This is a genomic window from Tenacibaculum jejuense (assembly GCF_900198195.1).
Taxonomy (GTDB): Bacteria; Bacteroidota; Bacteroidia; order Flavobacteriales; family Flavobacteriaceae; genus Polaribacter; species Polaribacter jejuensis.
Map to the genome: position 1 here is coordinate 1532398 of NZ_LT899436.1, position 26550 is coordinate 1558947.

Sequence of the window (26550 nt, forward strand, 5' to 3'; positions counted from 1 at the left end):
TTCTTGAATAATGATAATCTATTTTAAAATTGAATTTACCAATTCAATATAATTTTTTTTAGCTTCATCTGCATTCATACCTTTTAATTGTATCCAAGCATTAAACTTAAAAGCATTCTTTAAATTATCCTCCTCGTTATTGAAAGAAAAATTATCGCCTTTAGTTGCTTGTTTATAATATGCGTATAAACGTAACTGTACATCTGGAGCAAATTTTTTTTTAGTATCATTTGCTCTAGAAAATGCTTCAGAAAAAAGCTCGTCTAAGTTAGAACTCATATTATATGCAGTAATGTATATACAAATATACGAATGGAGCTAGGAAAAACAAGCTGTCTAATCGATCTAACAAACCTCCGTGTCCTGGCATTATAGTACCACTATCTTTAACATTTGCTAATCGTTTAAATTTACTTTCTACTAAATCTCCATAAGTTCCAAAAACAGAAACTAAAGTGGCTATAACTAACCAGTTTCCTAAACTCAAAAGTTGTGTGTACCTCCCAATTAATATTCCTATACACAGTGAAAAAATAAATCCACCAAAAAAACCTTCTATGGTTTTTTTTGGAGATATTCTTTCAAATAGTTTTCGTTTTCCAAAGTTTTTTCCAACAATGTATGCAAAGCTGTCATTTGTCCAAATAATCAAAATAACAAATACAATTAATTGAGGTTGATATATTTCAGTTACAAAAGGTAAAAATGCCAAGAATAAAAAAGGAACAATCAAGTAATTTAAAGTTAAAAATAACCTATTTAACAATCCTCTACTTCTTACTTTTTTATCATATAAATTTACAATAAGATATAAAGAATAAACTGTAGCTGTTATTAAAAGAATAAAGTTTAAATTACTTGGTAATATTTCAGTATATTTTAGATAAATACTTCCTAAAAGTATTGGGATAAATGATAAAATAGATCGCGTATTAATGATCTTGGAAAATTCCCAAATACATATACATCCAAAAAGCGCTATAAGAGAAATGTAACTTTCTTTAGAATAAACTATACAAAATATAAACAGCGCAGCATAAATAATAGCTGAAATAATTCTTGTTAAAAAATTACTCATAATTACAGATCTTCAAATAACAGCAAATATAAATTTTTAGAATTTTGATTAAATTCTAAGATATTATCGTTCGTTTCAGAAATTGAATAATTTTTAATAGAACTTATATTTGTTGGAATATTTCCTTTAAAATTCATTTTGATACCAGTTAAACCTTCTCCAATATTTTTTACTAATTGACTTGTTGTAGCATATACAATAAAGTCATTAGAAAGACTGGCTAGTTTTTGACTTCCTATTTGATTTGACGAAAATAATATTTCTCCAGAATTCGCAATTAAATGCTCACAACTAGTAAAAATAGGAGTAGTGTTGTTTAGTTTTTCTTTAATTGTAACTGGTATAGTTGTGGTTAGTTTTAATAAATCAATATCATTACAAGAAATTTCGTTCCATCCATTTTCTACAATAATGTGATTAAGGTTATGTACGACTTCTTCTATTTTGGTACTGTATAAAAACTTACCTCCTTTGTTTATAAAATAATGTACAAAAGAATCGTCCAAAGATAAATTGACAGGTTGTTTTTTTACCAATTTATCGTTAGACGACTCTTTATTTATATTAAATAACTTTCTTAAAAAATTCATTTAAAAGTTACTATTTATGCTATTCTTCAGTAATAGAATTTAATTCATCAGATATTTTTTCATCTTTTTCAAAAGGTCTCTTACCGAAAATTTCTACTAAATCATCTTTAAAAATTACTTCTTTTTCTAGAAGTTTCTGTGCTAAAATATCTAATTTATCTTTGTGTAAATCTAAGATTTCAATTGCTCTTTGATATTGTCCTTCAATAATTTTTGAAATCTCTTTGTCAATTGTTTTAGCTGTTTCCTCACTATATGGCTTTACAAATGAATCATTTCCAGAAGAATCATAGTAAGTAACATTACCAACTTCATCGTTCAAACCATAAACAGTAACCATTGCGCGTGCTTGCTTCGTAACTTTTTCTAAATCACTCAAAGCACCAGTAGATATTTTATCAAAAATTAGCTTTTCAGCAGCTCTACCACCCATTGTAGCACACATTTCATCGAGCATTTGCTCTGTTTGTACTATTTTACGTTCTTCTGGTAAATACCAAGCCGCACCTAATGATTGTCCTCTAGGAACAATAGTAACTTTTACTAATGGTGCTGCATATTTCAACATCCAACTTACAGTTGCATGACCAGCTTCGTGGTAAGCAATAACTTTCTTTTCTTTAGGAGTTATTACTTTATTTTTCTTTTCTAAACCACCAACAATTCTATCTACAGCATCCATAAAGTCTTGATGATGAATAGCAGATTTATCATTTCGAGCAGCAATTAAAGCCGCTTCGTTACATAAATTAGCAATATCAGCACCAGAAAAACCAGGAGTCTGTTGCGCTAAGAAGTCTAACTTTACGTCCTCTGCAAGCTTTAATGGTTTAATGTGTACATCAAAAATTTCTTTACGCTCATGTAAATCAGGTAAATCAACATAAATTTGACGGTCAAAACGACCAGCACGCATTAAGGCCTTATCAAGAATTTCTGCACGGTTTGTAGCAGCTAAAACTATAACGTTTGTATCTGTACCAAAACCATCCATTTCAGTTAATAATTGGTTAAGCGTATTTTCACGTTCATCATTACTACCTGTCATACTATTTTTACCACGAGCACGTCCAATAGCATCTATTTCGTCAATAAATATTATTGAAGGTGATTTTTGTTTTGCTTGTTTGAATAGATCACGAACACGTGAAGCTCCAACACCAACAAACATTTCAACAAAATCAGAACCTGAAAGTGAGAAAAAAGGCACACCAGCTTCACCAGCTACAGCTTTAGCTAATAAAGTTTTACCTGTTCCAGGAGGTCCTACTAATAAAGCTCCTTTAGGTATTTTACCTCCTAATTTTGTGTATTTATCAGGATTCTTTAAAAAGTCTACAATTTCTTGTACTTCTTCTTTGGCTCCTTCTAAACCAGCTACATTTTTAAATGTAGTTTTTACTTTGGTGTTTTCGTCAAATAATTTAGCTCTAGATTTTCCGATATTGAAAATTTGTCCGCCACCTCCAGCGCCACTTCCACCACCAGACATTCTTCTCATAAAGAACAACCAAATAGCAATAAGTAGTATGAAAGGTAAAAAGCCTAGTATAGTATCTAAAATACTAGTTCTTTCTTTGTATTGATAATCTAAAGACAAATTATATTTTTCTCTAGCTTTCTCTATTTTATTTTCAAAATTCTGAAGATCACCAAAATTATATTCGTAAAGTGGGCTACCTTTTCTGTAAAAAGGATTTTTTACAATTTTAGTGTATTTTTCCTTGGCTTTTATTGCATCTTCTTTGATATAAATTTCAGCTCTTGAATTGTTTAAAATAAGAACTTTATCAATGTCATTGTCATTTAAAATTTCATTGAAAGCTATTGAAGATAAATCTTTTCCTTCTGTAAATCCACTAGATCTACCAAAAAGGGTCATTCCTACTAAAAATAAAATTAGTATTATATAAATCCAGTTTGATCCTAGATTAAAGTTTGAAGTGTTTTTTTTCTTTTCGCTCATAAGTGTTGGTGAAAAATTATAGAATTATGCGGGGTTAATCTCGGTAATTTTAGCATCTCCCCAAAGACTTTCTATGTCGTAATAATCTCTAACGTGTTTTTGGAAAATATGAACAACAACATTTACATAATCCATTAAAACCCATTCTGAGTTTCCTTGACCTTCAACATTAAAAGGTTTATCTTTGAGTTCTTTACTAACTACTTTTTGTACCGAACCTGATATAGCATTTACTTGAGTATTAGAATTTCCTGTGCAAATTACAAAATAATCACATACTGTATTCTCGATATCTCTTAAGTCTAGTAACTGAATATCTTCTCCCTTAACATCGTCTATCCCTTTGATTATTGTAGCGATTAAATCGTCTGTACTTGCTTGAGTTTTTGTCATTAAATATTTTTATGTTTTAGCAAAGTTATTACTTTTTTGTGAGTAATTTACGTAATATTGACACGAGTTCATTATTATTAATCGTGTATGAATATAATCAAACTTGATGCCACCGAATCTACCAACTCTTTTTTGAAAGAATTGTCAGTAAATTCTCAACTATCAAACTTTACTGTTGTTGTTACCGACAAGCAAACTTCTGGTCGAGGGCAAATGAATACAAAATGGATTTCTGAACCGAATAAAAATCTATTAAGTAGTATATATATCACACTTTCAGACTATCCAATTCATAAACAAGTGTATTTAAATTTTGCGATAGCAATAGCCATTCATGAAGGTTTAAGTCATTTTGAACTGCCAGATTTAGAAATAAAATGGCCTAACGACATTCTGTCAGGAAAAAAGAAGGTTTGTGGTATTTTAATTGAAAATATCTTGAAAGGGAATAAAATTGATGCTTCTATAGTTGGTTTTGGAATTAATATCAATCAACAAAATTTTCCACCAGAAATACCTAATGCAGATTCAATTAAAAATATTACTGGAAAAACTGTTCAAGTAGAAGATGTTTTGTTTGAAATTGTAAAAAAAATTGAAGAGAAAGTTTTTTTATTGTCAACAGGTAAATATGATGTTCTGAATGATGAATATCACAAAGTTTTACATAAAAAAAACACCCCTAGCATGTTTAAAGATGATAAAGGTGTTGTTTTTATGGGTAAAATATTAAAAGTAGATACTTCTAATGGAAAATTATTAATAGAACTTGCAGATGAAACTATAAGGTCATTTCATCTTAAAGAAGTTTTATTCATTTAATAATTATAATTTACCTAAATTTTCAGTAAGTGTATTAATAAAGTTTGTTAAAGGCTTTTTTACCATCATAGCCATCATTGGATTGAAGCTACTTTCAAACTTTAGCTGAACATTACTTTGATTATCTGATACTTCTTGAATGTCTGCTGCTAAAGTAAAAGGTAATTTACTACTCGCTGCACCTAGAGTAACATTTGAATATTCAGTTTTTTCTTTCATTATCAATCTAATTTCTGGCATACCTTTTAAACCAAAAATAAAAGATTCTCCGTCTACTTCAAACTTTTCAGTATTTTCTGGCATCAATACTTTAAAGTTTTCTAACTGAACTAAAAACTCGTATAAATCTTTTTGAGATTTATTTACACTAACGTTATTTCCTTCAATATTCATTTTATGGTAGATTTAAATGATCAATATATAATTATTGTTCCCATTCACTTGGATTCAATCTCCAATTTCCTAGGGTTTGTAATTCTTTTTGAGTAATATAATTACTTTCTAAAGCTTGTTCTAGTAAATTTTCATAATTACTAAGCGTAGAAAAGTCTAAATTATATTCATTGAATGTTTCTTCTGCGATAGAAAATCCGTAAGAAAAAATAGCAACCATACCTTTAACTGTAGCATTAGCTTCCTTTAAAGCTTTAATTGCGTTTAAACTACTTTTTCCTGTACTTATAAGATCTTCAACAACAACAACATTTTGTCCGCTTTCTAAAAAACCTTCAATTTGATTTTTACGGCCATGTTTTTTGGGTTCTGGTCTCACATAAACAAAAGGAAGACCTAATTCCTGTGCAACTAATACTCCAATTGCAATGGCACCTGTAGCAACACCTGCGATTACATCTGGTTTTCCATATTTCTCTTCAATTAATTTCGCTATTTTTTCCTTTAAGAAGTTTCTTACTGGTGGATAAGAGAGTGTTACTCTATTATCACAATAAATTGGAGATTTCCAACCAGAAGCCCATGTAAAAGGCTCATTTGGACTTAGTTTGATGGCTTTAATCTGCAAAAGAAGTTCAGCAGTTTTTTTTGCAGTATCTTTGTTTAAAATCATAGCGCAAATGTATAAAGTTTTTGTGAATGATCGACCTATAATATTCACTTCTTCATTAAAAAATGAAGAAAATTATCCTGTGTTAAAAATTAAAGATATTGTAATACGCCGTATTATAAATCAGGTAAAAACAGGTAAATTAAAGGGGGTATATCTTTATTCAAAAACTTTAGAGTTAGATTGGCAATCTTTTTGCGAAGACTACAATATGATTAAGGCTGGTGGAGGACTAGTTTGCAATCAAAAGAAAGAACTTCTTTTTATTTTCAGAGCAAGAAAATGGGATTTACCAAAAGGTAGAATTCATCAAAACGAAAATATAGAAGAAACTGCAATAAGAGAAGTTGAAGAAGAGTGTGGTATTAGTGGCGTGTCAATAAAAAAGTTTTTACTTAATACATACCATTTCTACTATCACGAGAGAAAATTACGATTGAAAAAGATTTATTGGTATTTAATGTATACAGATTACTCGGGAAAATTAACCCCATTATCTGAAGAAGGTATTAAAAGAGTACAGTTTAAAAATCCAATACAAGTATCAACAGCTTTACAAAATACGTATGCCAATGTTAGAAGTGTTTTAAAAGAATATTATAAATTAAAAGAGTGATTTCTGACACACTGTCACTAATTTTGATGTATTTCTGTCAAAATATTTCATTTTTTCTAATGGCATAACCTTTGACTATTTCTACTCGTAAAATTTAGATTAAAAATAAAATCGATTATAAAGTTATGAGTAAAATTATAGGAATAGATTTAGGTACTACCAACTCATGCGTTTCTGTAATGGAAGGAAATGAGCCAGTAGTAATTCCTAACTCAGAAGGGAAAAGAACTACACCTTCTGTTGTTGCTTTCGTAGAAGGAGGAGAACGTAAAGTTGGAGACCCAGCAAAACGTCAGGCAGTAACTAACCCAACAAAAACAGTTTATTCAATTAAGCGTTTTATGGGGAATAAATATTCTGAAAGTTTACGAGAGGCAGAAAGAGTACCTTATGATGTAGTTAAAGGAGATAACGATACACCTCGTGTAAAGATTGACGATCGTTTGTATACACCGCAAGAAATTTCTGCAATGGTGTTACAAAAAATGAAAAAAACTGCTGAAGACTACTTAGGTCAAGATGTAGCCGAAGCAGTTATTACTGTACCAGCATATTTTAACGATGCTCAGCGTCAAGCGACAAAAGAAGCAGGAGAAATTGCAGGATTAAAAGTTCGTCGTATTATCAATGAACCTACGGCAGCTGCATTAGCTTACGGATTAGATAAAGCTGATTCTGACAAGAAAATAGTAGTATTTGATTTTGGTGGAGGTACGCATGACGTTTCTATTTTAGAATTAGGAGACGGAGTATTTGAGGTATTAGCTACTGATGGAGATACACACTTAGGAGGTGACGATGTTGATGAAAAAATTATCAACTGGTTAGCAGATGAGTTTAACGCTGAAGAGAATATGGATTTACGTAAAGATCCTATGGCGTTACAACGTTTAAAGGAAGCTGCAGAGAAAGCTAAGATTGAATTATCTAGTACAACTTCTACAGAGATTAACTTACCATATATCACAGCTACAGCTAGTGGACCAAAACACTTAGTTAGAACATTAAGTAGAGCTAAATTTGAGCAGTTAATCGACGATTTAGTAAAAAGAACTATTGAACCATGTCAAACAGCATTAAAGAATGCAGATTTAAGTACTTCTGATATTGATGAAGTTATTTTAGTTGGTGGTTCAACTCGTATTCCTGCAATTCAAGAAGCTGTTGAAAAATTCTTCGGAAAAGCACCAAGTAAAGGAGTAAATCCAGACGAAGTAGTTTCTTTAGGAGCTGCAATTCAAGGTGGAGTTTTAACAGGAGACGTTAAAGATGTATTATTATTAGATGTTACACCTTTATCTTTAGGAATTGAGACTATGGGTAATGTATTTACCAAGTTAATTGAGGCGAATACAACAATACCAACTAAGAAGTCACAAGTATTCTCTACAGCAGCAGATAACCAACCATCTGTTGAGATCCATGTATTACAAGGAGAGAGAGCAATGGCTGCAGATAACAAAACTATTGGTCGTTTCCATTTAGATGGTATTCCACCAGCACAAAGAGGAGTTCCTCAAATTGAGGTGACTTTCGATATCGATGCGAATGGTATTATTAATGTTTCTGCAAAAGATAAAGGAACTAATAAAGAGCAAAATATTCGTATTGAAGCTTCTTCAGGATTAACTGATGAAGAAATCCAAAAGATGAAAGCTGATGCTGAAGCTAATGCTGAAGCAGATGCAAAAGCTAAAGAAAGTATTGATAAGATCAACGGAGCTGATTCAATGATCTTCCAAACTGAAAAGCAATTAAAAGAATTTGGAGATAAATTATCAGCTGATAAAAAAGCTCCAATCGAGTCTGCTTTAGAAGAGTTGAAGAAAGCACACGAAAGCAAAGATTTAGCTCAAATTGACGCTGCAATGGAGAAAATCAATGAAGCTTGGAAAGTTGCTTCTGAAGAAATGTATGCTGCACAGCAACAAGCTGGAGGTGCTGCAGGTGGACCACAACCAGGTGCAGATGCAGGAGCAGGTCAAGCAGGTGATGCAAACGATAATGTTGAAGACGTAGACTTCGAAGAAGTGAAGTAATTCACCATTTCATATCATATTAAAACCAGTTTTACTTTTGTAAAGCTGGTTTTTGTTTTTCTGGAAGAGTTTTAGGTTGATTAGGAAGTTCATCACGCCAACAAATTTTTTTATTGACTTCAGTTTTCTTACTTTGTGATGAATAGAAAATGATTTAATGCATATTTTAAGGAAGATATTACTCTTGTTTCTTATTAATATTTCTACGGCGATACAGGCTCAACACCCAGTATTCACGAAACTTTCAGAAAAAGACGGACTTCCGGATGTAGAATTTTATGATGTTTTAGAAGATCGTAAAGGATTTATATGGCTGGCTGCTGATAAAGGTTTATTTCGGTATGATGGTAAAGAGTTTAAAAATTACTCGCATCCAGATAAGAGAGGGCTTTCCGTGTTTGGTTTGAAATTAGATAAGGAAGGAAGAGTGTGGTGTAATAATATTTCTGGACAGTTTTTTTATATTGAAAATGATACACTACAATTGTTTATTGATATTAAAGATCAGCTAAAAAATGAATTGACGAGTTTTTATTTTTACAAAGAGAATCTTGTAATTCATCATTTTAGAGAGGTTATGATCGTAGACCTTAAAAGTAAAAAGCAGATAAAGCGGATAAGAGATAATGATAAAACGATATTTACTTTTATTGCTAATGACAGTCTTTTTTATACTATAGAAAATAAAAAATATGTAACAACAACAGGAGAATCATTTGCTTTAAATCAAGTCTATAAAAACTTACATACTGATCTTTACAATGTAAGCTGGAAATTATTTTCTTTTAAAGACAAAAGGATATTCTTGGCCCGAGAGGATATATCTAAAAGAGGTAAGATAAAAGGAAATACAATGGTAGAGGAAAAGAAAGATAATCTTATCCAAATACAATTGCCTAATACCATGACGGATATTCCGTTAATTAACTATTATAGATATGAAAATTTAATATGGTTCGCTACTGAGAATGGTGTATTTGTATGTAGTTATGATAATTATAAATTCACGATTAGAGATCACTTTTTTAAAGGAGAGAAAATCAGTAAAATCATTAAAGACAAAAATAATAACTACTGGTTTACCACATTAAATAACGGGATTTACATTATTCCGAATATTCACTTAAAGGAGTTTAAAATAGATGCAAATAACATTAATGTAACTGCTATAAGTAAAATAGCAAAGGATAAGATTATTTTTGGAACTTCCGAAGGAACATTAGAGGTTTTTGATACCAATACATCTGAAAGAATTCGATTAGAACATAACAAGAAAGAAAAAGTTTTTGCTATAACACCAGTCAACAAAGATAAAGCTGTTATATCCTTGAAAGGCTTTACATTATTACTAGATCTAAAGGATTTTACTCATGAAAATATTTCAAGTAAACTTTTTCCAGGAGTCAAAGATTTCTCAGTTGTAGCAGAGAATAAGTTATTGTTAGCTTGCTATAATTCAGCACTGGAAGTATCTTTTAATCATCCAAAGAACAAAGTAATTCAATTAGGTAATAAACGTTCTTACACAGCGCATTATAGTTCTTTTAATGAAAGAAGATATATAGGTTATGTTGATGGTATACGAGCTTACGATGAAAATCTAAATGAAATAAAGATTTTAAATGAAAGCAAAGAAATATTTACTACGGATATAACAGAAACAAAAGACGGAACCGTATGGTTATCGACTTTCAAAAAAGGCATTTTTGGTGTAAGAGGCGACAGCATTTATATCAACTACAATACTAATAATGGACTATTATCAAATTTAACAAGTAAGGTTGAAGGAGATGGAGATAATTTATGGATTGCTACTAATAATGGTATTCAAGTGTTTAATACAAAAACTAAAAAGTTTAAAAACTTAACTCGTCAAGACGGAATTAACACTTACAACATATCTGGGATCATTCCTTTTAAAAACAAATTATTTTTCAGTTCTAACAGAGGAGTTTTTCAAGTAGACAAAGAGAAAGTTTTTAAGGAAAAAGAAAATTTAAGTTTTTATTTCACGAAAGTTTTAGTGAATGATACTATTGTAAAACTCAAAAAACATTATAAGTTTAATCATAATGAAAATAAGCTAGAATTTAATTTTCATAATAATGGTTTTTTATCTCAGGAAAATGTTCAATACGCATATAAATTATCAAAAGGAAAAGAAGAAAATAAGTGGAATATATTAGATAAAAATATAAGTCAAGTAACATTTAATAATCTTGCTCCAGGAAGTTATATTTTTGATTTAAAAGCCACAGCTTTAGATGATACTAATCATGAGTTTTTAAAAACGGTACGATTTACAATAGCATTACCGTTTTATAAAGAATGGTGGTTTATATTCTCAATATTTGTATTGTTTGTTTCAATATTGTGGTATCGTTTTTATAAAAGACTAGAAAATATAAAACGAAAACAAGAAGTAGCATTAGAAAAAGAAAGACTACAAAAAGAATTAGTTTCTACAAAACTAGAAACTTTAAGGTCTCAGATGAATCCCCATTTTACATTTAATGCGTTAAATTCTATTCAAAATTTAATTTTAAAAAACGACAAGCAAGAAGCCTATAATTACTTAACTAAATTTTCAACTTTAATCCGTGAAAATCTACATTTGAGCACACAGGATTTTGTTGTTTTTGAACAAGAATTATCACTAATCAATAGATATTTAGAGCTAGAAAAATTACGTTTTAAAGATAGTTTTGTATACCATATAATTGTTGGAGAAAATGTAGAAGAAATTAAAATTCCAACTATGATCATACAACCTTATGTTGAAAATGCAATTAAACATGGATTGCTACATAAAAAATCAGGTGTTAAAAAAATTAGAATTGAATTTTCTCTTGAAGAAGGTGTTTTGGTTAGCAAAATTATAGATAATGGAATTGGTATAGAGAGATCTAAAGAAATTAAAGAAGTCAACAACATAAAAAGGAAATCGTTCTCAACAAAATCAATTCAAGAAAGATTATCGTTTTTAAGAGACTATTATAAAACAGATATAGGAGTTGAGTATCCAGAGGTAGAGATAGGTACTACAGTAATTATTAAAATTCCATATTTACTTTAGGTTTTAAATTTATAAAAAAGTACGTTCGGAAATTTTTTTTAACCGGATGGAAGTTTTTCTTAAATTTCTACTCCATTTTATTGGTAATTGTGGTTACCAATGATAAAAACCCTTAAAAAATATATTTATAACCAAGATACAAGTTTAAATAGATTAGACTCAAAACGAGTTACTACTTTAAACTTCTGTAGTTTAATGGTTGTTTTAGATATTTTATTTTTTACTTTAAAGCGATATATAGAGCATACACTCGATGAAAAAATAATAATCAATTATTTTTTTTATTTATTGTTATTTATTTTTGTAATTACACTTCAAAAGTTAAAGTTTTATGTAGCTGCAAGAGTAGTATTTATGCTTTCATTCACAGTTTCTGTGTATGGATTAACTCATTACTTGTTTGAATATGAAAATACAGAGTACAATTATTTAGCCCTACCAATTTTAGCTTTATTTTTTTTTGATAAAAAGTGGATTCATTATACCGTTTTAATAAGTTCGGTTTTCTTGTTTTTTATACCCTATTACATTACTAATAAGAGGAACATAGATAATTTTGTGCCTGAAGAAAAGATATTTCTTTTTGTGTTATTATTTTTAGTTGTAAATTTTTTTAAAAATTTAAATCAATCTAATGAAAAGAAGCTAGAACAAGCATATTTAGAGTTAGAGGAGAAAAGAAAGAACGAGTTAGCACATTTACAATTAAAATCGCTAAAAGCACAGATGAACCCACATTTTATGTTTAATGCGATGAACTCTATTCAAAATTTGATTTTAAAAGGAGATAAACATAAAGCATATGATTATTTAACAAAATTTGCTTCTTTGATTAGAGAGAACTTAAATATGAGTGAAAAAAAGTTTTGTTTCTTTTCATGAAGAATTATTATTATTAGAAAAGTATTTAGAGCTAGAGGAATTAAGATTTAGAGGTAATTTTGAATATAAGATTATCATAGAAAATGAAAAAGAGGCTATAAAAATACCTTCCATGATTATTCAACCATTTGTAGAGAATGCAATTAAACATGGTTTACTTCACAAAAAAAACGGAGTGAAAAAACTAACTTTACATTTCTTGATCAAAGAAGTCTTAGAATGTGTGATAATAGATAACGGAATAGGAATTATGGCTTCAAGAAAAATTAATGAACAAAACAAAGTAGCAAAGGTTTCATTATCCACAAATTTAATACAAGATAGGTTGCTATTGTTAAAAGATTATTATAAAACTGATATCGGTTTTCACTATGAAAAAGTAAACGAAGGAACTAAAGTAAAAATAAAAATACCTTACATAATAGATCATGAATAAAGTAAAGGCAATATTAGTAGATGATGAGTTAAATGCTAGAGAAAATTTACGATATTTATTACATGATTTTTGCAGTGAGGTAACAGTGGTATCAGAAGCTTCAAATATAGATGATGCAGTACGTTTAATAGAAAAAGAAAAACCAGATTTAGTTTTTCTAGATATTGAAATGCCTGAGAAGAATGGTTTTCAAATTTTTAATGAATTCGATAAGATAGATTTTCAAGTCATATTTGTTACTGCTTACGATCATTATGCGATTAAGGCTTTTCAAGTTGCAGCTATAGATTATTTATTAAAACCAATAGATATATCTTTACTTCAAAACGCAGTTAAAAAAGCGATATTTCGTATAGAACAGAATACAAAGGATTCAAGAATAAAAATACTTCAGGAAAATAGAAAGAGTCTTCAAAAAATAGCAATTCCTTATAAGAATGATTATGCCATTATCGCTATTGAAGATATTATTTGTATACAAGCAGACAGAATGTATGCAATTATACATACTATTAAAAATAGAACGTATGTAGCGTCAAAAAAATTGAATTATTATGAGAATTTATTTCAAGAGGAAGAAGCTTTTGTAAGAGTTCATAGATCGTGGATGGTCAATACAAATCATATTCTAATTTACTCTAAAAGAGAGCGTCAGCTAAAGTTAACTAACGAAAAGCTAATACCAGTTAGCAAAGGCTATAAAGAATCTTTCGAAACTTCATTTACTTCATAAGTATTTAGGAAATAATATATATTCATTCGGAAATAAAATGCTGACGGTGTAAAATTAGGAGTGTTTTTTTGTGTCATAATTATATAATCATAAAAGTTATGCTTAAAAAAATACGATTGATAGTTTTTATAATAGCAAGTTTGTTTTTTTCCCATTTACATGGGCAAACACCTTTGCATAAATGGGATTTTACAAATGGAAGTTTGTTAGATACAGGTTCATCTATTACAAAATCTAATTTTGGTTCATCTTCTTCATTAATTACTGTGACTGATGCAGACAATAATGTAAATTCTGCAATTGATTTATCAAATAATGCGAATGTTATTACGGGTCCAGTAGTAAGTAATTCACCTTTGAATTTATCTATAGGAAAGTCTTCCTTAAATGAATTTTATAGACAGTTTTTATTCTTTAATGTTAAAACGTCTACAAATGATAGTAATAAAAGAGTTATTTTATCACAAAAATCAACATCATCAAATAACAATGGATTTGAAGTTTCTTTACAAAATGGTAAAGTAGTACTAGAAACTAGAATTTTTAGAGATGGAGCCTATAGAGATCGTAACGGAACACATCCTAAGGTTATTAGTGATGGGAATTGGCATAGAATAGGAATTCAGGTACAATACAGTCGAGATACAAATACAAATAAAGCATCAAACATAATTAGAATATATGTTGATAACGTAGTACATCAAGTTTTAAACATAGAAAATTTTAGTACAGTCTTAGCTAAGCCAATGGGAGTTTTTATTGATGATACTTCAGAGTTAGTTATAGGAAATAATCAATCATTTTCAAAGCCAATAAATGACAGGTATAGTGATATTCTAGATAGTATAGAATATTATGTAGAAACAACAAATGATAACAAAAATATAGATCCTTTTATTGATTTACCTAAATCAGTCTTTTTTTATAGATCAGCAAGGAGAGTTTATGTAGATGTTTCTGCTTCAGGAACTAATGATGGTACTTCTTGGCAAAACGCATACAGAAGCATGTATGACGCTGCAAATTTTACAGTACCAAACGATGAAGTTTGGATAGCTAAAGGTAGATATGTAGTTGGAGGTACTCAAGCACCTTTTACTTTTTCAGCTGACGCGAGAATATATGGAGGTTTTAATGGCACTGAAACTACTTTAAATCAACGAGATTTCAATGCGAATGTCACAACCTTTACAGGTGATCGAAATAATAATGATAATGAGGTATCAGAGCATAACGATTCCTTTAGAAATGAAAATACCTACAATATTTTAAGATTAAATGCGAATTGTATCGTAGATGGAATAACTTTTACAGGAGGTCATGCATATTCAAATGTACAAAATGATACAAATGAATTTAACAGGGGAGCTGCAATTCATAAAGCAGATGATGTTACTTCTTTGGTAATAAGAAATTGTAAGTTTTTGAATAACTTAGCTAGGGTACATGGTACTGTTTACGCAAACTTTGCTTCAAATTCAGTAAATAATCAGTTTATAGTTTCAAATTGTAAGTTTTCTGGTAATGTAAGCCGATTTGGTTCTGCGATATCTTTAAATTTGACAGGTGGAGATTCTACTTTAGATGCTGATATTACAAATTCGTTATTTTATAATAATACTGCAAAGGATCTTGATTCACGCCAAGGTTTCGGTGGAACTATTTTAGCAAATTGTAGTGGTCCAACTGGGAATAAAACATTTAATCTAAATATTAATAATTGTACATTAACTAAGAATACAGAAGCAGTAAATAATAATTTAAATACAGCAACTCCTATTCGTGTTTTTAAAGCTAGTAACCCTCAATATATTTTTAATGTAGCAATTAATAATACAATTATTACACAAAATGTAAATGCGACTCCTGCAAAATTTTTTTATTCAATAGCAGGAAATAATGGAACTGCAGATAGAATAAGTTCTTTAAGTTTAAGTTATACAAAAGTAGATGAAACAGCAAGTGGAGGTTTTTCAGGAAATAGCTTAACTTCAGAATTTTCTCATATTGTAGATGCATCTAATTTTTCTGAAAACAACAATTTAGATTCTAGTAAAAGTGTTTTATTTAATGATTTTACTAATAATGACTTTACACTTAATGCTACAGATACTGATTTTATTGATGCAGGAAATAATTCATTAATCCCATCTAATTCAACAACAGATTTATCAGGAAACAATAGAATACACAATACTTCAGTTGATATTGGTACATATGAGTTTGGTTCATCTAGCGTTAATTTAAAATTTTTAACAACCCAAGTTAATGGTAATGAGGGGAGTGTAAATCCAGTTAGTGGTAGTGCATTCGTAGATGGTACTTCAGCAACTATAAATGCAATTCCGAATAAAGGATATGAATTTGATAGTTGGAGTGGAGATGTAAGTGGATCAACTAATCCAATAACTGTAACTATGAATTCTGATAAAACAGTTATAGCTAATTTTAAGTTTAAGATAATTGATAAAGTATATGTGGATGAAAATGCTACAGGAGCGAATGATGGTTCTTCTTGGCAAGATGCATATACTAAAATACAGGATGCTTTAGATAACCTGCCGAACCGTGTAAAGGAAATTTGGATCGCAAAAGGAACTTATACACCTCACACATCCAGTAGATTAACCCCATTCCTTTTAGATAAGGAAAATATTAAAATCTTTGGAGGTTTTTCAGGAAACGAAACCCTATTAGCAGATAGAGATATGTCATTAATTCATACGACAAATGCTACCGTCTTAAGTGGTGATTTAGCTGGGAATGATAATAGTGTAATAAGTTTTAATAATACAACGCGTTCAGATAATAGTTTGCGAGTTATAAATGTAACTTCAGATGGTGTTGATATTGATGGAGTTACAATTTCTGGAGGTAATGCTATTGGAACAGGAAATAATAGGTTTGGTTCTGCATTAGGTGTGAATAATAGTGTAAATAATTTCACAATGAAAAATTCACGCATTATAAATAACATAAGTGTGTTAGGAGCATTAAATTTAAGAGCACAGTCTAGTAATACTATAAATTATATTATAGATGCTTGTATTTTTGAGAATAATTTGAGCTCAAATGTTGCGGCTGGTATTTATGTATTTCCAGAAGCAAAAACTACAATGAATTTTACTTTAACCAATTCTTTATTTAGTAATAATCGCACAGTAGACAATGGAGCTGCAAAAGGGCACGGATTGAGTGCTGTTTGGGTTAGATCTTTTAACACAGGAAGTGTTATCAATCCAGTTATTGTAAATAATACTTTTGTAAACAATAAAAATGAAGGTACAGGAGTTTCAGATTTTGCAACTTTTGGATTAAGCCAACAATCAGGTACTTTCGGTACAGTAAGTATCGCTAATAATATTTTTTGGGGTAATGTTGATAGGAACGGTAATACTACAAAAGCATTTGGGAAAAGAACAGATACAGCATTACCCTCAGGACTGACAATTTCAAATAGTATAGATGAAGATGGTTTTTCAAACATAGCTTCAAGTAGTTTAATAAGTACTTCTAATGTAGACCCTTTATTTACAGATTCGAATAACGATTTTACATTACAATCAAGTTCACTAGCTATTAATGGAGGATTAAATTCTGCAGTACCGTCAAATGTTACAGCAGATTTATTAGGTAACTCAAGAATATTTGACTCTACAGTAGATATAGGTGCTTATGAATCAAATGCTGTAACACAAGTTCAACGCACTTTAACAATCAATTCGGCTAACGGATCAGTTAGCACAAATCCAAATGCTACAGGAGGAACTTATGACGATGGGACTTCAGTTGAATTAACAGCTACACCAGCAGCAGGATATCAATTTGACGGATGGAGTGGAGATGCAACTGGAACAACCAATCCTTTAAGCATTACTATGGATGCTGACAAAACAATAACAGCAATATTCAGTAGAATTCAACGAACTTTAACAGTTAATGCTACAAATGGAACGGTAACTATATCTAATCCATTCGCAATAAGAGGTATAAATAATACGCCGACAACAGGGCAGGTTGATGACGGAACAACATTAAGATTAACTGCTACCCCAGATGCTGGATATAAATTCGATGGTTGGAGTGGAGATATAACTAGTACAGTAAATCCTGTTGATATTATTATGGATGCAGATAAAACAGTTACAGCTATGTTTAGTGCGGTTACAGCTAGTGTTGTTGATGAAGAATTCGATAGAGAGGTGAAAATTTATCCAGTGCCAACATCATATATATTAAATATAGAAGTAAGTTCTGGTAATGAAATTAAACAACTAGTATTGTATAGTGTAGTAGGGAAGAAGGTAATAGAGAGTAAAGAGAGAAAGATAAATCTATCTAGTTTAGTAAGCGGAATTTATATACTTAAAGTGACAAATTTGGAGGGACGTGTAGCTTCTAAAAGGATTATTAAAAAGTAATGTTGGATATAATCAAAAAATATAAACTAGAAATACTGATATTGATAATGTACTCATTAGTGTTTTTTATCATATTTTCGATATTCTAAATTGCTTATGCCTGGAAAGTAAAAACAAAACTTTTCAGGCTTTTTTATTTATACTAATAAATGTTTTAGGTTTGTGCTCATATTGAATGTGCAGAATGTCTAAATACAACAAAACTAATTTTTTTAAACACACATATTGTCAGTTTGAATATAAAGAACTGAACCTTTTACAAGAAGAAAATATTAACTTTAAGAGTAAATCTGGGAGTTCTTATGTGTATACGGAACAAGGAGTTTACAGGTATTCGAATCATTGGGGCAGAGTCGCAAATTGTCGATGGAAGTTAAATGGTATTCCTAAATATCAGAATCAAAATTATTATGTTGGCTATGCAAAATGGACTGATTTTTTCAGCTTAACTTCAGAAGAAAAATTATTTAGTTTAAAAGTTAATTTTGAAACTAAAAAAGTAATTATTTATAAACCAGAGAATAGTTCAAAAGAAGAATTGTTTGACTTGACTGTTATTTTTAAAAAGAAAAAGGAAGTAGAAGAGGTATTTAAAAATACCAAATGGATGCAATATTATGATGAAGAAGTAGAAGTCTTACAAGAGAAAATCATAAGAAGAATATTAACTTCTAATAAATCACTTCGAGAAATTAAACTTGAACTATCTTAACTTTACAATCAATGAAATTTTATCAAAAAGAAATTACTTTACCTGCTTTTAAGAGAGGTTATCACTTAATAACAGATATTGTGATAAATGAAATACCTGAGTTGAGAGAAATAAAAACAGGACAACTACAAGTTTTTATAAAACACACATCTGCAAGCTTAACGATTAATGAAAATGCTGATCCTACAGTTCGAATAGATTTTGAAACGCATATCAATAAAATGATTCCAGAAAATATGTCTTATTATAAACACGATTACGAAGGAGCAGATGATATGCCGGCACATATAAAAAGTTCGATGTTAGGATGTCAAGTTCAAATTCCAGTTACAAACGGAAAGTTAAATTTAGGAACTTGGCAAGGAATATATCTAGGAGAGCATAGAAATTATGGAGGTCAAAGAAATGTAGTACTTACACTCTTTGGAAGTTAAAAAATGATAAAGAGGTACAATTTTGATTATACCTCTTTTTAATACATGTATTTTAGAACTCTTTTTCAGCTGTAAAAAGACAAACAGAACCATAGCAATGATAATGTTGATCACAATCAGAATCTGAATAACATTCTGGTTTTTTAGGATTGGATAAAGCGCCAGGTCCAGGTCCTCTTGGTGTTATAACTATAGTTTTACCTCCAAAAACATTTTTTTGTTCACTTTTTCCTAAAGTTTTTCCTAAACTTAAAATTGATTTTTTCATAATAATTAAATTTAAAATTCATTGTTAGTATAAATCTATTAACTTTAGTAATGAACTAGTTAGTTAAAAATGATAAGTGTTTTATTTTTAGTGATAAAGCAAGAAAAACGTTTGATAAGCGTGATAGTTATGATATGGAGAAAAATATATATCATTTAATATTCTTCTTTTCTTAGATTTTGATCATTCAATGTTAAATAATGGATAGCAATCAATAGTTTTGATTTGATATTTTCAATTTGAAAAGTTTCATAATTCATAATCACTTGATTGATCATTGATGGCCCAAAGTCTAAAGCAGTATTGAAGTTTGCTATATAATGTTTAACAGCTTTATTTTCTTTACCATATTCATTTAGGAATCTAATGTATTTACCACTATGATTAAAACCTAAATATTTTAATGTGTCTTTTCTTTCTCTTAAAGGTAAACTTTGCTGAAATAACCATATTTCTCTAAATGTATTAGAATTAATTTGCTTGTATACTTCATATTGTTTTTTAAAATCAATATGAGCTTTATACATTCCGTGTTTTTTAACTTCAGCTTCAATTCTAGAGCAATAAGTTAAATAACAATCATTAATATTTTCTTGTACTGATTTACACATTTCACTATTGAAGAAATCTAAGATTTTTTGTAAATCTTTAATCTCATTTTTAGTGAATGTTTTTTGAATTAAAGCATCAGAGTAAAGAGAGTTACTTTCTTTTTTAGTAGAGCAATTTATTAATACTAAAATAAGAAGCATGTAAATAATCTTTTTCATAGCGGTTCATTTTAGTTTTTTGTTCAGAATTAAATAATCATTCCTATTTCGTTAAATAGAAAAACTCTCTCTCTAATTCTCGTTGCAGTCTTTTTACACTTCTTCTCATCATAAAGTAAGGTATTCCTAACATAAAAGTTCCATGAAGTAAAATAAAAGGAATAGCAAAAAGCATAGTTGCCGTATCAATATTTTCTGCGAATAGAAAAAGAGTAATGAAAATGGGGTAAAATAAAAGACAAAAAATAAAGAAAGGAATAAAAATAGGAGAGAACCCATTTATTTCAGTGTCGATAATTAATTTATTTTCTTTCTGATTATATGTCCCGCTAGCAACAGCAAGATTTATGTTTGTGTCAAATAATCTTTTTCTTCGTTTTATTTTAAAACCGTTTATGTCTACTTTTCCTTTGTATTCATTTTTACTTTTAGAGAAAATGTCGAAAGCATCAGAGAAAACCCCTGTGCTTCCTTCATCTACATGTTGCCTTAATTTATGAACAAAATCAGTTCTTTCAATTTCTAATTCTGTTTGTAAATTATCTATAAGTTTTATTCTTTTTAAAAAATCTTTCATTTTACTTTTTCATTAATTTCTCTTTAATCTTTTTGTTATTTCTCCATTTTATAAACGTATGAATCACTATAGGTAATAACACTAAACAACCATAAAGAGCAAAATCCATGCTAAAACTAGAAATAATACAGAGCATCAAAAAAACAAAAAAACAAGAAATTGTTATAATCGATAGCACACCTATAGGTTGTAAACGTACCATATAATTTAGATGTTTATTTTCTAGCCCTTTTCCATCAATAGCTATGAAAATAGAATCGTTTCCAAAGATAGGAGCAGAATCAAATAGCTGGACAAATTCGTATTCAATGTTCTTAGGTTTCCCATATAGAGGAGGAGTCGACATATAAGGAACTGGCATTACTATCTTTTTATCATTCACTTTTGAAACGTAGTGCTGTGACTTAGCAGTTTTACCTTCTATCTCAATTTTCCACTCACCTTTATCCGAAAAAACTAAGTAAGAGCAGTTTATTTTAGTGTCTTCTATGGTTTCTTTAATTCCTAATAAGAACAGGCTAATTACGATTCCTATCAGAACCATTAATATCCCCATAAACCAACTTTCAGAGAAGAAAATAAAGGTAATAGACCAAATAACGATATCTAAAATTAGAAATACGATGAATATTTGAATATATGATTTTTGTGTATTCCTAATACAAATATCAATTATTTTTTGCTCTATTTCACTAGGCTTTCTAAATTTTGGTTCGTTCAAAAACATGTGTAAATTCTATTTTGATAATTACATAACTAATGAACTTTATATCTTAAGTGATAAGATTATTTTTCCAATCCTTTCTGTAAAGCTTCTTTAATCCCTTCTAAATTCTCAGAGAACGCCATCATCTGACTTAAAATTTGAGCCATTTCATTTTTATCTCCAAAACCTTTTAGTTTATTGTTTTTCAAAAAGATTTCTTTAATGCTTGTCCATCTTGTTAATTCTTCATCAGAAAGTTGATCGATTAACTCTTTATACTTTAAAAGGTTTCCTTCCGCGGCAGAGGTTAAGGTTTGTGATTCACTTTCGTAATGTGATAATAACAAACGTTGTAGTTCGCTATCATTCATAATAGGAACCACTTTCGCAACCAATTTATTCATATCACGATACGAACCTTGCAATTTAAATGAAGGTTCTGTTCTATATTGATCTTCCATGGCAGCCGATTGAATATAAGCCTGATTTACCTTTAAAACAGTATCTCTAACCGTAATCACTTTTTCTAAAACAGAAGTGTAATCCTGAATTTCTTGTTTGGTATGATTTCCTTTTAAATCAACATCAGCGGTATTATTTTCTACTTTATCAATTAAAGCATACACATCTTCAAAATATTTACTGCTCAATTGGTGTAAAACAGAGTTCGATGTTAATGAATTCTCTATTAAACTTAACTTGAATAAATGCGCTGTATCTCCAATAATATCTCCTAAATTATAAATATCGGCACGATTGGCTAACATGTCTGGAATCTGAAAACGATCTCCACTTTCAGTATATGGATTACCAGCCATAATTACACAGAATTTCTTTCCGCGTAAATCATACGTTTTCGATTTTCCGTTGAAAACTCCTTCGATCTTACGAGTTCCATCGGAAAGTGAAATAAACTTTTGTAAAAACTCTGGATTACAATGTTGAATATCATCCAAATAAAGCATCACATTGTCACCCATTTCAAAAGCTAAATTCAGCTTTTTTAATTCTTCTCTAGATGCAGAATTGTTAGCAGACATCGGATCAACAGAAGTCACTTCATGTCCAATTGCCGGACCGTTAATTTTCATAAATACCAAACCTAAACGATTCGATATGTATTCCATTAAGGTAGTTTTACCGTAACCAGGAGGAGAAATTAATAATAACATACCCATTCTGTCGGTACGTTTATTATCACCAACTGTTCCTAATTGTTTGGCTAAATTATCTCCAATTAATGGGAAATATACTTGATCAATTAATTTATTTCTTACAAAAGATGATAAAACTCTTGGTTTAAATTCTTCTAGTTTTAAATCTTCTTTTAATTGTTCAGTTACTTCTTGCTTCGCTTCTTTATATCTGATGAAATTCGGAACTTCTACAGTAGCGAATTGTTCTAAATTCGAAATAAAATCATGATAGTTAAAGACAAAAGTTCCTTCAGTAATTGTACTGTGATCTCCTCTTAAATCTTTTATTTCTTCTATCGGATGAACTGCTTTAACTTCAGAAGTTGATTCGTGCTCAAATAATAAAATTGCAACAATTTCATTGATATAGTTTTGTTTCGAATTTTCTGCTGAAGACAAGAACGAACTTACCCATTGTTTTGTTAAATGAATTTTATCAGTGTATTCATTTGATTTATCAACACCGTTTCTAAATTTATGATAAGCATCTTGTTTCTTTAATGTTTTTACAAACTCATCTTTTAAACCAAACGCATCTGTACTAATTTGGAATGAATTGTTTTGTTTCAATTCTTCAAAAAGATAATTTGCAATTTGCTCACTTTCTGATTCAGAAAACAATCTACTTTGTTGAGCGAATTCAGTGATTTTAGTACTTAAATTTTCAATAATAAAAGCGAAAGAATCACTGTTTGGAAAAACGCTTAATACTTCACCAGATGCTTTAATATTGGTGTTTAATAAAGTTTGAGCTTCTTCAGAAAGAGAATTCCAAAAGTATTGTGCGTAAGCTCTAGTATTAGGCGAATAGGTGAGTAATCCTAATTCATGATGTTTATGAACTAATGTATGTAAAATCTGACTAGTATCACTATCATGAACCCCTTTTACATAACCTTCAGAATATAAATTACTACTTTCTTGTTGTACAACAGTTAATAATTCTTCTTGTGTTTTATTGATTAATTCAGTTTCTGGAATATTTTTGAAAATCTTATACGCCAAATAAGCAGCACGATATATTTCGTTATTTTCAGAAACTAATTCTTGATTCCAATATTTTTTAGATTGTAATAAAATATCGTTTTCAATAGTATCGTAAAAATCAGTACCTGTTAAGTGATAGTATAATTCTTCGTTTTTATATACAATCGTTAAATCTAAAACTTGTTTGTTAACTCCGAATTTATGTTTACCAAGTTTGATGATGTTTTCACCATCCTCGTATAACTCTTGTTTGTCTTTAAGTTTACGAAGTGCATCTTCTTTAGCGACTTTTAATTTCGTTTCTATAGCTTCTGCTTTTCCAGCGTCGTCTAACTCACGTAACTGATTAATAATGTCTCTAACTTTATTAATCATTAAATCCGCGGCGAAATATCCATTGATATCTTCAATAGTATCGAAACTCTGTGCTTTTTTCTCAACACCTTTTAAAATACGTTCAGAAGCAGTTTGTAAAGCTACTGCTTTCTTGTTACGTTTTTCAATAAGGTTGTTTTTACGTGTATCGAAAGCGGCATGAATTTCTTCACGTTTTTCTATAATCTGCGTAATAAACTCTTCAAAGTCGGCAAACTTACCTTCTAATTCTTCAAGCTGAATGGCAGTTTTTGTTAAAAACTCATCACACTTTTCTGGTGTTGTAGCCATGTCAATATAATTGATAATACTTTGATCAATTAACTTTAGCTGTGCAACAAAATCAGCTTTAGCTTCGGAACTTCCTAAGCTTTTTATGCTGTTTTTAATTCCTGCTTTTAACTGATTTAGCGTCGCAAAAATTAAAGAGATGTTATCTATGATTTTCGTTGATTGCGAAGTGTCTTCTATTTCAAGATTAGAAACAATATCAATCAGCATTTCTAAATCAGCAGTAATTTGATTGACTTCTTTTTCTAAAGCTTTCGCTTCAACTACTTTCTTAATTTCTGGTAACGAAGCTTCTTTTTCAGCGACACGTTTGTGATACGGAGCTAATGCTTTATCGTTCAATAAAAACTGTACACAACGCTTAGAAATTAATGTGTTTTGCTCAGCAACTTGCTCTTCTAAAGCTTCTAAATGTTCTTTTTGAATATAGCGAACATCGTGTAAACTAATAACTTCACCACGCAAGGTTCTTAATTGGCTTAATAATCCAACAAAATCATCAATAGATTTAAATGAAGTACTTTTTATTTTGCTAAAAAGTTCATCCGATTTCTTATTGATTTCTTTGGTTTCTTTTGAAGCTTGTTTTTTTAACTGAACTACTTTTTCAAATTCTTCAATTGCGGCATTTGCTGCTTCGTTAATTTGAAGAATAGGTTCATTTAGTTGATGCGTATCTGCTTCTGGTAACCAATAATATGTATCGTTAATATCTTTAGATATTTTGGCAATATCATTATATAAACCAGTATAATTATCTTCTTTGTTTAAAAGATTGATTAATTCGTGACATTCTGCCATGGCACGAACAATATCTTTATTTCCAATTTTGAACAGTAAACTATCGGTATGTTGTGAAGGCATAAAATCTCCTTTTAAATACGGAGTTTGCCAAATTTGAACTACATGATGTTTGGTTTGTTCATTTTCAGTTTTAAAATAACATAATTCACCGTTTTCAAGTAAGGTAAATCCGTTACAAATAATTGGAGTTTTAACTTCTTGCTCAATAATATTGTACGACATTAATACGTATAATCCACGGATTGTTGCGTAAAAAACATATAAGAAATCTTCACCGTTTGGTGAACTTACTTTCTTTTGAAATTTTACCTCTTTTACATCACTTTCGAATATTTTATACTCTCCAGTTTGTAAATAGTATCCGTTTGGAAAAATAATACCGTGTCCGTCTGGTAATTGAACAGCTGTATCTTTAATACTTTCGATTCGTTGTACTTCTTGTAGTTTATGATTGTACACGAAGTAACGCGGATCTTCCTGGAAAGGTTTTATTTCTAAAGTGATTAAGTTTCCTAAATCACCATAGCGAAACTGACCGTCATCTAAGGTTTGATCTATATGTTCAACAGGCTCAGAAAGAATTCCTTTTCCATCGTCTGTATTGTCTTCAATTTTTATGGTTAAATCACCTCCAATGGTTTCTACAAAAACTTTGTCAAGAACAGAAATGTGAGAATGCGTTCCATAGCGATGCATATCACGAGTTACTTCTTGCCATTTGAATTCATGTTGCGTAGGGAATTTGTATTCGTGTTCACTACGGTTGTCTATATACTGAAGTTGATTATCGTTAATTAACCATTTAAAGGTTTTAATATCCTTTGTGTTTTCACTTAATTGAAAAACCATATGTAAATAGTTTCCAATGATGGCGAATTTTGAGAAAATGGTATTTCTATAGTATTTATATAAGTTGGTGAAATCACTGATGAAAGTTTCATCATGAATCATGTCTAAAGACTGTAAATGAAAATGATTTTCTTTAAACTCATAAATACTAAATACATCTGAAAGTTTAATATCTGTACGTAAACCAAAATGTACGTTATATCCAAAGATTGAAGTGTTTCCAAAAGAAACAATATCTCTGGCGATACAGTTATTTTCAGTGTTTATTCTATCGTTAGCAATTAATTTGGTTTCTATATTACCAAAAACATGTTTTCTTGCATCATTTAGCTTATGTAATCGATCTTGTAGTTCTTGCTTTTGTTTTTGCAATCTACCTTGAATGATTTCATATGTTCCTCCGTCTAATTGTTGATTGTTTTGGTTTTCCATGTATTGTTTTAGTCAATATGGTTAGCTATATACT

General features: G+C 29.7%; 22 protein-coding genes. 10 read left to right on the forward strand and 12 right to left on the reverse strand.

Annotation, left to right across the window (positions count from 1 at the left end; translation table 11 throughout):
* Nucleotides 1-18: 18 nt before the first annotated feature.
* Genes AQ1685_RS06965 through rsfS form a run of 5 tightly spaced genes read right to left on the reverse strand, consistent with a single transcriptional unit; the run spans nt 19 to nt 4027 of the window.
* A complete protein-coding gene (locus AQ1685_RS06965) occupies nt 19-279 on the reverse strand; it encodes an acyl-CoA-binding protein (protein WP_095070699.1) in 261 nt (86 codons plus the stop codon).
* 1 nt (nt 280) lies between these two features.
* Nucleotides 281-1078 (reverse strand): phosphatidate cytidylyltransferase, encoded by a 798-nt coding sequence (locus tag AQ1685_RS06970; RefSeq protein ID WP_095070701.1) that lies wholly within the window; start codon nt 1076-1078, stop codon nt 281-283.
* 2 nt (nt 1079-1080) lie between these two features.
* Complete coding sequence (locus AQ1685_RS06975; RefSeq protein WP_095070704.1) at nt 1081-1668, reverse strand: LUD domain-containing protein; 588 nt, start codon at nt 1666-1668, stop codon at nt 1081-1083.
* Nucleotides 1669-1687: 19 nt separating this feature from the next.
* The gene (gene ftsH, locus AQ1685_RS06980) at nt 1688-3634 is read right to left on the reverse strand and encodes an ATP-dependent zinc metalloprotease FtsH (RefSeq protein ID WP_095070706.1); all 1947 of its coding nucleotides are present in this window, start codon (nt 3632-3634) and stop codon (nt 1688-1690) included.
* Nucleotides 3635-3658: 24 nt separating this feature from the next.
* Complete coding sequence (gene rsfS / locus AQ1685_RS06985) at nt 3659-4027, reverse strand: ribosome silencing factor (RefSeq protein ID WP_095070708.1); 369 nt, start codon at nt 4025-4027, stop codon at nt 3659-3661.
* 87 nt (nt 4028-4114) lie between these two features.
* Here rsfS and AQ1685_RS06990 point away from each other — a divergent pair, with 87 nt between their 5' ends.
* The gene (locus AQ1685_RS06990) at nt 4115-4849 is read left to right on the forward strand and encodes a biotin--[acetyl-CoA-carboxylase] ligase (protein ID WP_095070710.1); all 735 of its coding nucleotides are present in this window, start codon (nt 4115-4117) and stop codon (nt 4847-4849) included.
* Between the two features lie 3 nt (nt 4850-4852).
* On the opposite strand, the gene AQ1685_RS06995 is transcribed toward AQ1685_RS06990, so the two are convergent.
* Both AQ1685_RS06995 and pyrE read right to left on the reverse strand, forming a co-directional pair.
* On the reverse strand, nt 4853-5242 hold the full coding sequence (locus tag AQ1685_RS06995; RefSeq protein WP_095070712.1) for an orotate phosphoribosyltransferase: 390 nt from the start codon (nt 5240-5242) through the stop codon (nt 4853-4855).
* A 31-nt stretch (nt 5243-5273) separates the two neighbouring features.
* Nucleotides 5274-5915, reverse strand: coding sequence for an orotate phosphoribosyltransferase (gene pyrE, locus AQ1685_RS07000; RefSeq protein WP_095070714.1), 642 nt, complete (start codon nt 5913-5915; stop codon nt 5274-5276).
* 7 nt (nt 5916-5922) lie between these two features.
* On the opposite strand from pyrE, the gene AQ1685_RS07005 reads away from it, so the two are divergent.
* From AQ1685_RS07005 to AQ1685_RS07045, 9 genes are all read left to right on the forward strand, one after another.
* Nucleotides 5923-6528, forward strand: a complete 606-nt coding sequence (locus tag AQ1685_RS07005; protein WP_231970258.1) for an NUDIX hydrolase — start codon at nt 5923-5925, stop codon at nt 6526-6528.
* Nucleotides 6529-6653: 125 nt separating this feature from the next.
* On the forward strand, nt 6654-8567 hold the full coding sequence (gene dnaK, locus AQ1685_RS07010; protein WP_095070718.1) for a molecular chaperone DnaK: 1914 nt from the start codon (nt 6654-6656) through the stop codon (nt 8565-8567).
* 157 nt (nt 8568-8724) lie between these two features.
* Nucleotides 8725-11643, forward strand: a complete 2919-nt coding sequence (locus tag AQ1685_RS07015) for a sensor histidine kinase (RefSeq protein WP_095070719.1) — start codon at nt 8725-8727, stop codon at nt 11641-11643.
* A gap of 99 nt (nt 11644-11742) precedes the next feature.
* Entirely contained in the window at nt 11743-12525 is a 783-nt protein-coding gene (locus AQ1685_RS07020; protein ID WP_095070721.1) for a histidine kinase, read from the forward strand.
* Nucleotides 12497-12961: a LytS family sensor histidine kinase gene (locus tag AQ1685_RS07025; RefSeq protein WP_095070722.1), complete on the forward strand. Its 465-nt coding sequence runs from the start codon at nt 12497-12499 to the stop codon at nt 12959-12961. Before AQ1685_RS07020 ends, AQ1685_RS07025 begins: the two co-directional genes overlap by 29 nt.
* Nucleotides 12954-13694, forward strand: a complete 741-nt coding sequence (locus AQ1685_RS07030) for a LytR/AlgR family response regulator transcription factor (protein ID WP_095070723.1) — start codon at nt 12954-12956, stop codon at nt 13692-13694. The genes AQ1685_RS07025 and AQ1685_RS07030 overlap by 8 nt, the downstream gene beginning before the upstream one ends.
* Nucleotides 13695-13810: 116 nt before the next feature.
* Nucleotides 13811-18115: an InlB B-repeat-containing protein gene (locus tag AQ1685_RS07035; RefSeq protein WP_231970259.1), complete on the forward strand. Its 4305-nt coding sequence runs from the start codon at nt 13811-13813 to the stop codon at nt 18113-18115.
* Nucleotides 18116-18299: 184 nt separating this feature from the next.
* Nucleotides 18300-18827 (forward strand): hypothetical protein, encoded by a 528-nt coding sequence (locus AQ1685_RS07040; protein ID WP_095070726.1) that lies wholly within the window; start codon nt 18300-18302, stop codon nt 18825-18827.
* Between the two features lie 11 nt (nt 18828-18838).
* Complete coding sequence (locus AQ1685_RS07045) at nt 18839-19261, forward strand: secondary thiamine-phosphate synthase enzyme YjbQ (protein WP_095070727.1); 423 nt, start codon at nt 18839-18841, stop codon at nt 19259-19261.
* A gap of 52 nt (nt 19262-19313) precedes the next feature.
* Here AQ1685_RS07045 and AQ1685_RS07050 read toward each other — a convergent pair whose 3' ends face one another.
* The 5 genes from AQ1685_RS07050 to AQ1685_RS07070 form a co-directional block, all read right to left on the reverse strand.
* The gene (locus AQ1685_RS07050; protein ID WP_095070729.1) at nt 19314-19529 is read right to left on the reverse strand and encodes a hypothetical protein; all 216 of its coding nucleotides are present in this window, start codon (nt 19527-19529) and stop codon (nt 19314-19316) included.
* A gap of 155 nt (nt 19530-19684) precedes the next feature.
* Entirely contained in the window at nt 19685-20299 is a 615-nt protein-coding gene (locus AQ1685_RS07055; protein ID WP_095070731.1) for a hypothetical protein, read from the reverse strand.
* A gap of 43 nt (nt 20300-20342) precedes the next feature.
* Nucleotides 20343-20876, reverse strand: a complete 534-nt coding sequence (locus AQ1685_RS07060; RefSeq protein WP_095070732.1) for a hypothetical protein — start codon at nt 20874-20876, stop codon at nt 20343-20345.
* A 1-nt stretch (nt 20877) separates the two neighbouring features.
* Nucleotides 20878-21603, reverse strand: a complete 726-nt coding sequence (locus AQ1685_RS07065; RefSeq protein WP_095070734.1) for a hypothetical protein — start codon at nt 21601-21603, stop codon at nt 20878-20880.
* Nucleotides 21604-21662: 59 nt separating this feature from the next.
* Nucleotides 21663-26516: a DNA repair ATPase gene (locus tag AQ1685_RS07070; protein ID WP_095070735.1), complete on the reverse strand. Its 4854-nt coding sequence runs from the start codon at nt 26514-26516 to the stop codon at nt 21663-21665.
* Between the last annotated feature and the right edge of the window lie 34 nt (nt 26517-26550).

Bases quoted from the DNA above. Each gene is read 5' to 3' on its own strand.
- AQ1685_RS06965 (WP_095070699.1), bottom strand. From the start codon at position 279: ATGAGTTCTAACTTAGACGAGCTTTTTTCTGAAGCATTTTCTAGAGCA.
- AQ1685_RS07060 (WP_095070732.1), bottom strand. From the start codon at position 20,876: ATGAAAGATTTTTTAAAAAGAATAAAACTTATAGATAATTTACAAACA.
- AQ1685_RS07040 (WP_095070726.1), top strand. From the start codon at position 18,300: ATGTCTAAATACAACAAAACTAATTTTTTTAAACACACATATTGTCAG.
- AQ1685_RS06990 (WP_095070710.1), top strand. From the start codon at position 4,115: ATGAATATAATCAAACTTGATGCCACCGAATCTACCAACTCTTTTTTG.
- AQ1685_RS06995 (WP_095070712.1), bottom strand. From the start codon at position 5,242: ATGAATATTGAAGGAAATAACGTTAGTGTAAATAAATCTCAAAAAGAT.
- AQ1685_RS06970 (WP_095070701.1), bottom strand. From the start codon at position 1,078: ATGAGTAATTTTTTAACAAGAATTATTTCAGCTATTATTTATGCTGCG.
- AQ1685_RS07055 (WP_095070731.1), bottom strand. From the start codon at position 20,299: ATGAAAAAGATTATTTACATGCTTCTTATTTTAGTATTAATAAATTGC.
- AQ1685_RS07030 (WP_095070723.1), top strand. From the start codon at position 12,954: ATGAATAAAGTAAAGGCAATATTAGTAGATGATGAGTTAAATGCTAGA.
- AQ1685_RS07045 (WP_095070727.1), top strand. From the start codon at position 18,839: ATGAAATTTTATCAAAAAGAAATTACTTTACCTGCTTTTAAGAGAGGT.
- AQ1685_RS07070 (WP_095070735.1), bottom strand. From the start codon at position 26,516: ATGGAAAACCAAAACAATCAACAATTAGACGGAGGAACATATGAAATC.
- AQ1685_RS07005 (WP_231970258.1), top strand. From the start codon at position 5,923: ATGTATAAAGTTTTTGTGAATGATCGACCTATAATATTCACTTCTTCA.
- rsfS (WP_095070708.1), bottom strand. From the start codon at position 4,027: ATGACAAAAACTCAAGCAAGTACAGACGATTTAATCGCTACAATAATC.
- AQ1685_RS07015 (WP_095070719.1), top strand. From the start codon at position 8,725: ATGCATATTTTAAGGAAGATATTACTCTTGTTTCTTATTAATATTTCT.
- ftsH (WP_095070706.1), bottom strand. From the start codon at position 3,634: ATGAGCGAAAAGAAAAAAAACACTTCAAACTTTAATCTAGGATCAAAC.
- AQ1685_RS07050 (WP_095070729.1), bottom strand. From the start codon at position 19,529: ATGAAAAAATCAATTTTAAGTTTAGGAAAAACTTTAGGAAAAAGTGAA.
- pyrE (WP_095070714.1), bottom strand. From the start codon at position 5,915: ATGATTTTAAACAAAGATACTGCAAAAAAAACTGCTGAACTTCTTTTG.
- AQ1685_RS06975 (WP_095070704.1), bottom strand. From the start codon at position 1,668: ATGAATTTTTTAAGAAAGTTATTTAATATAAATAAAGAGTCGTCTAAC.
- dnaK (WP_095070718.1), top strand. From the start codon at position 6,654: ATGAGTAAAATTATAGGAATAGATTTAGGTACTACCAACTCATGCGTT.
- AQ1685_RS07065 (WP_095070734.1), bottom strand. From the start codon at position 21,603: ATGTTTTTGAACGAACCAAAATTTAGAAAGCCTAGTGAAATAGAGCAA.
- AQ1685_RS07020 (WP_095070721.1), top strand. From the start codon at position 11,743: ATGATAAAAACCCTTAAAAAATATATTTATAACCAAGATACAAGTTTA.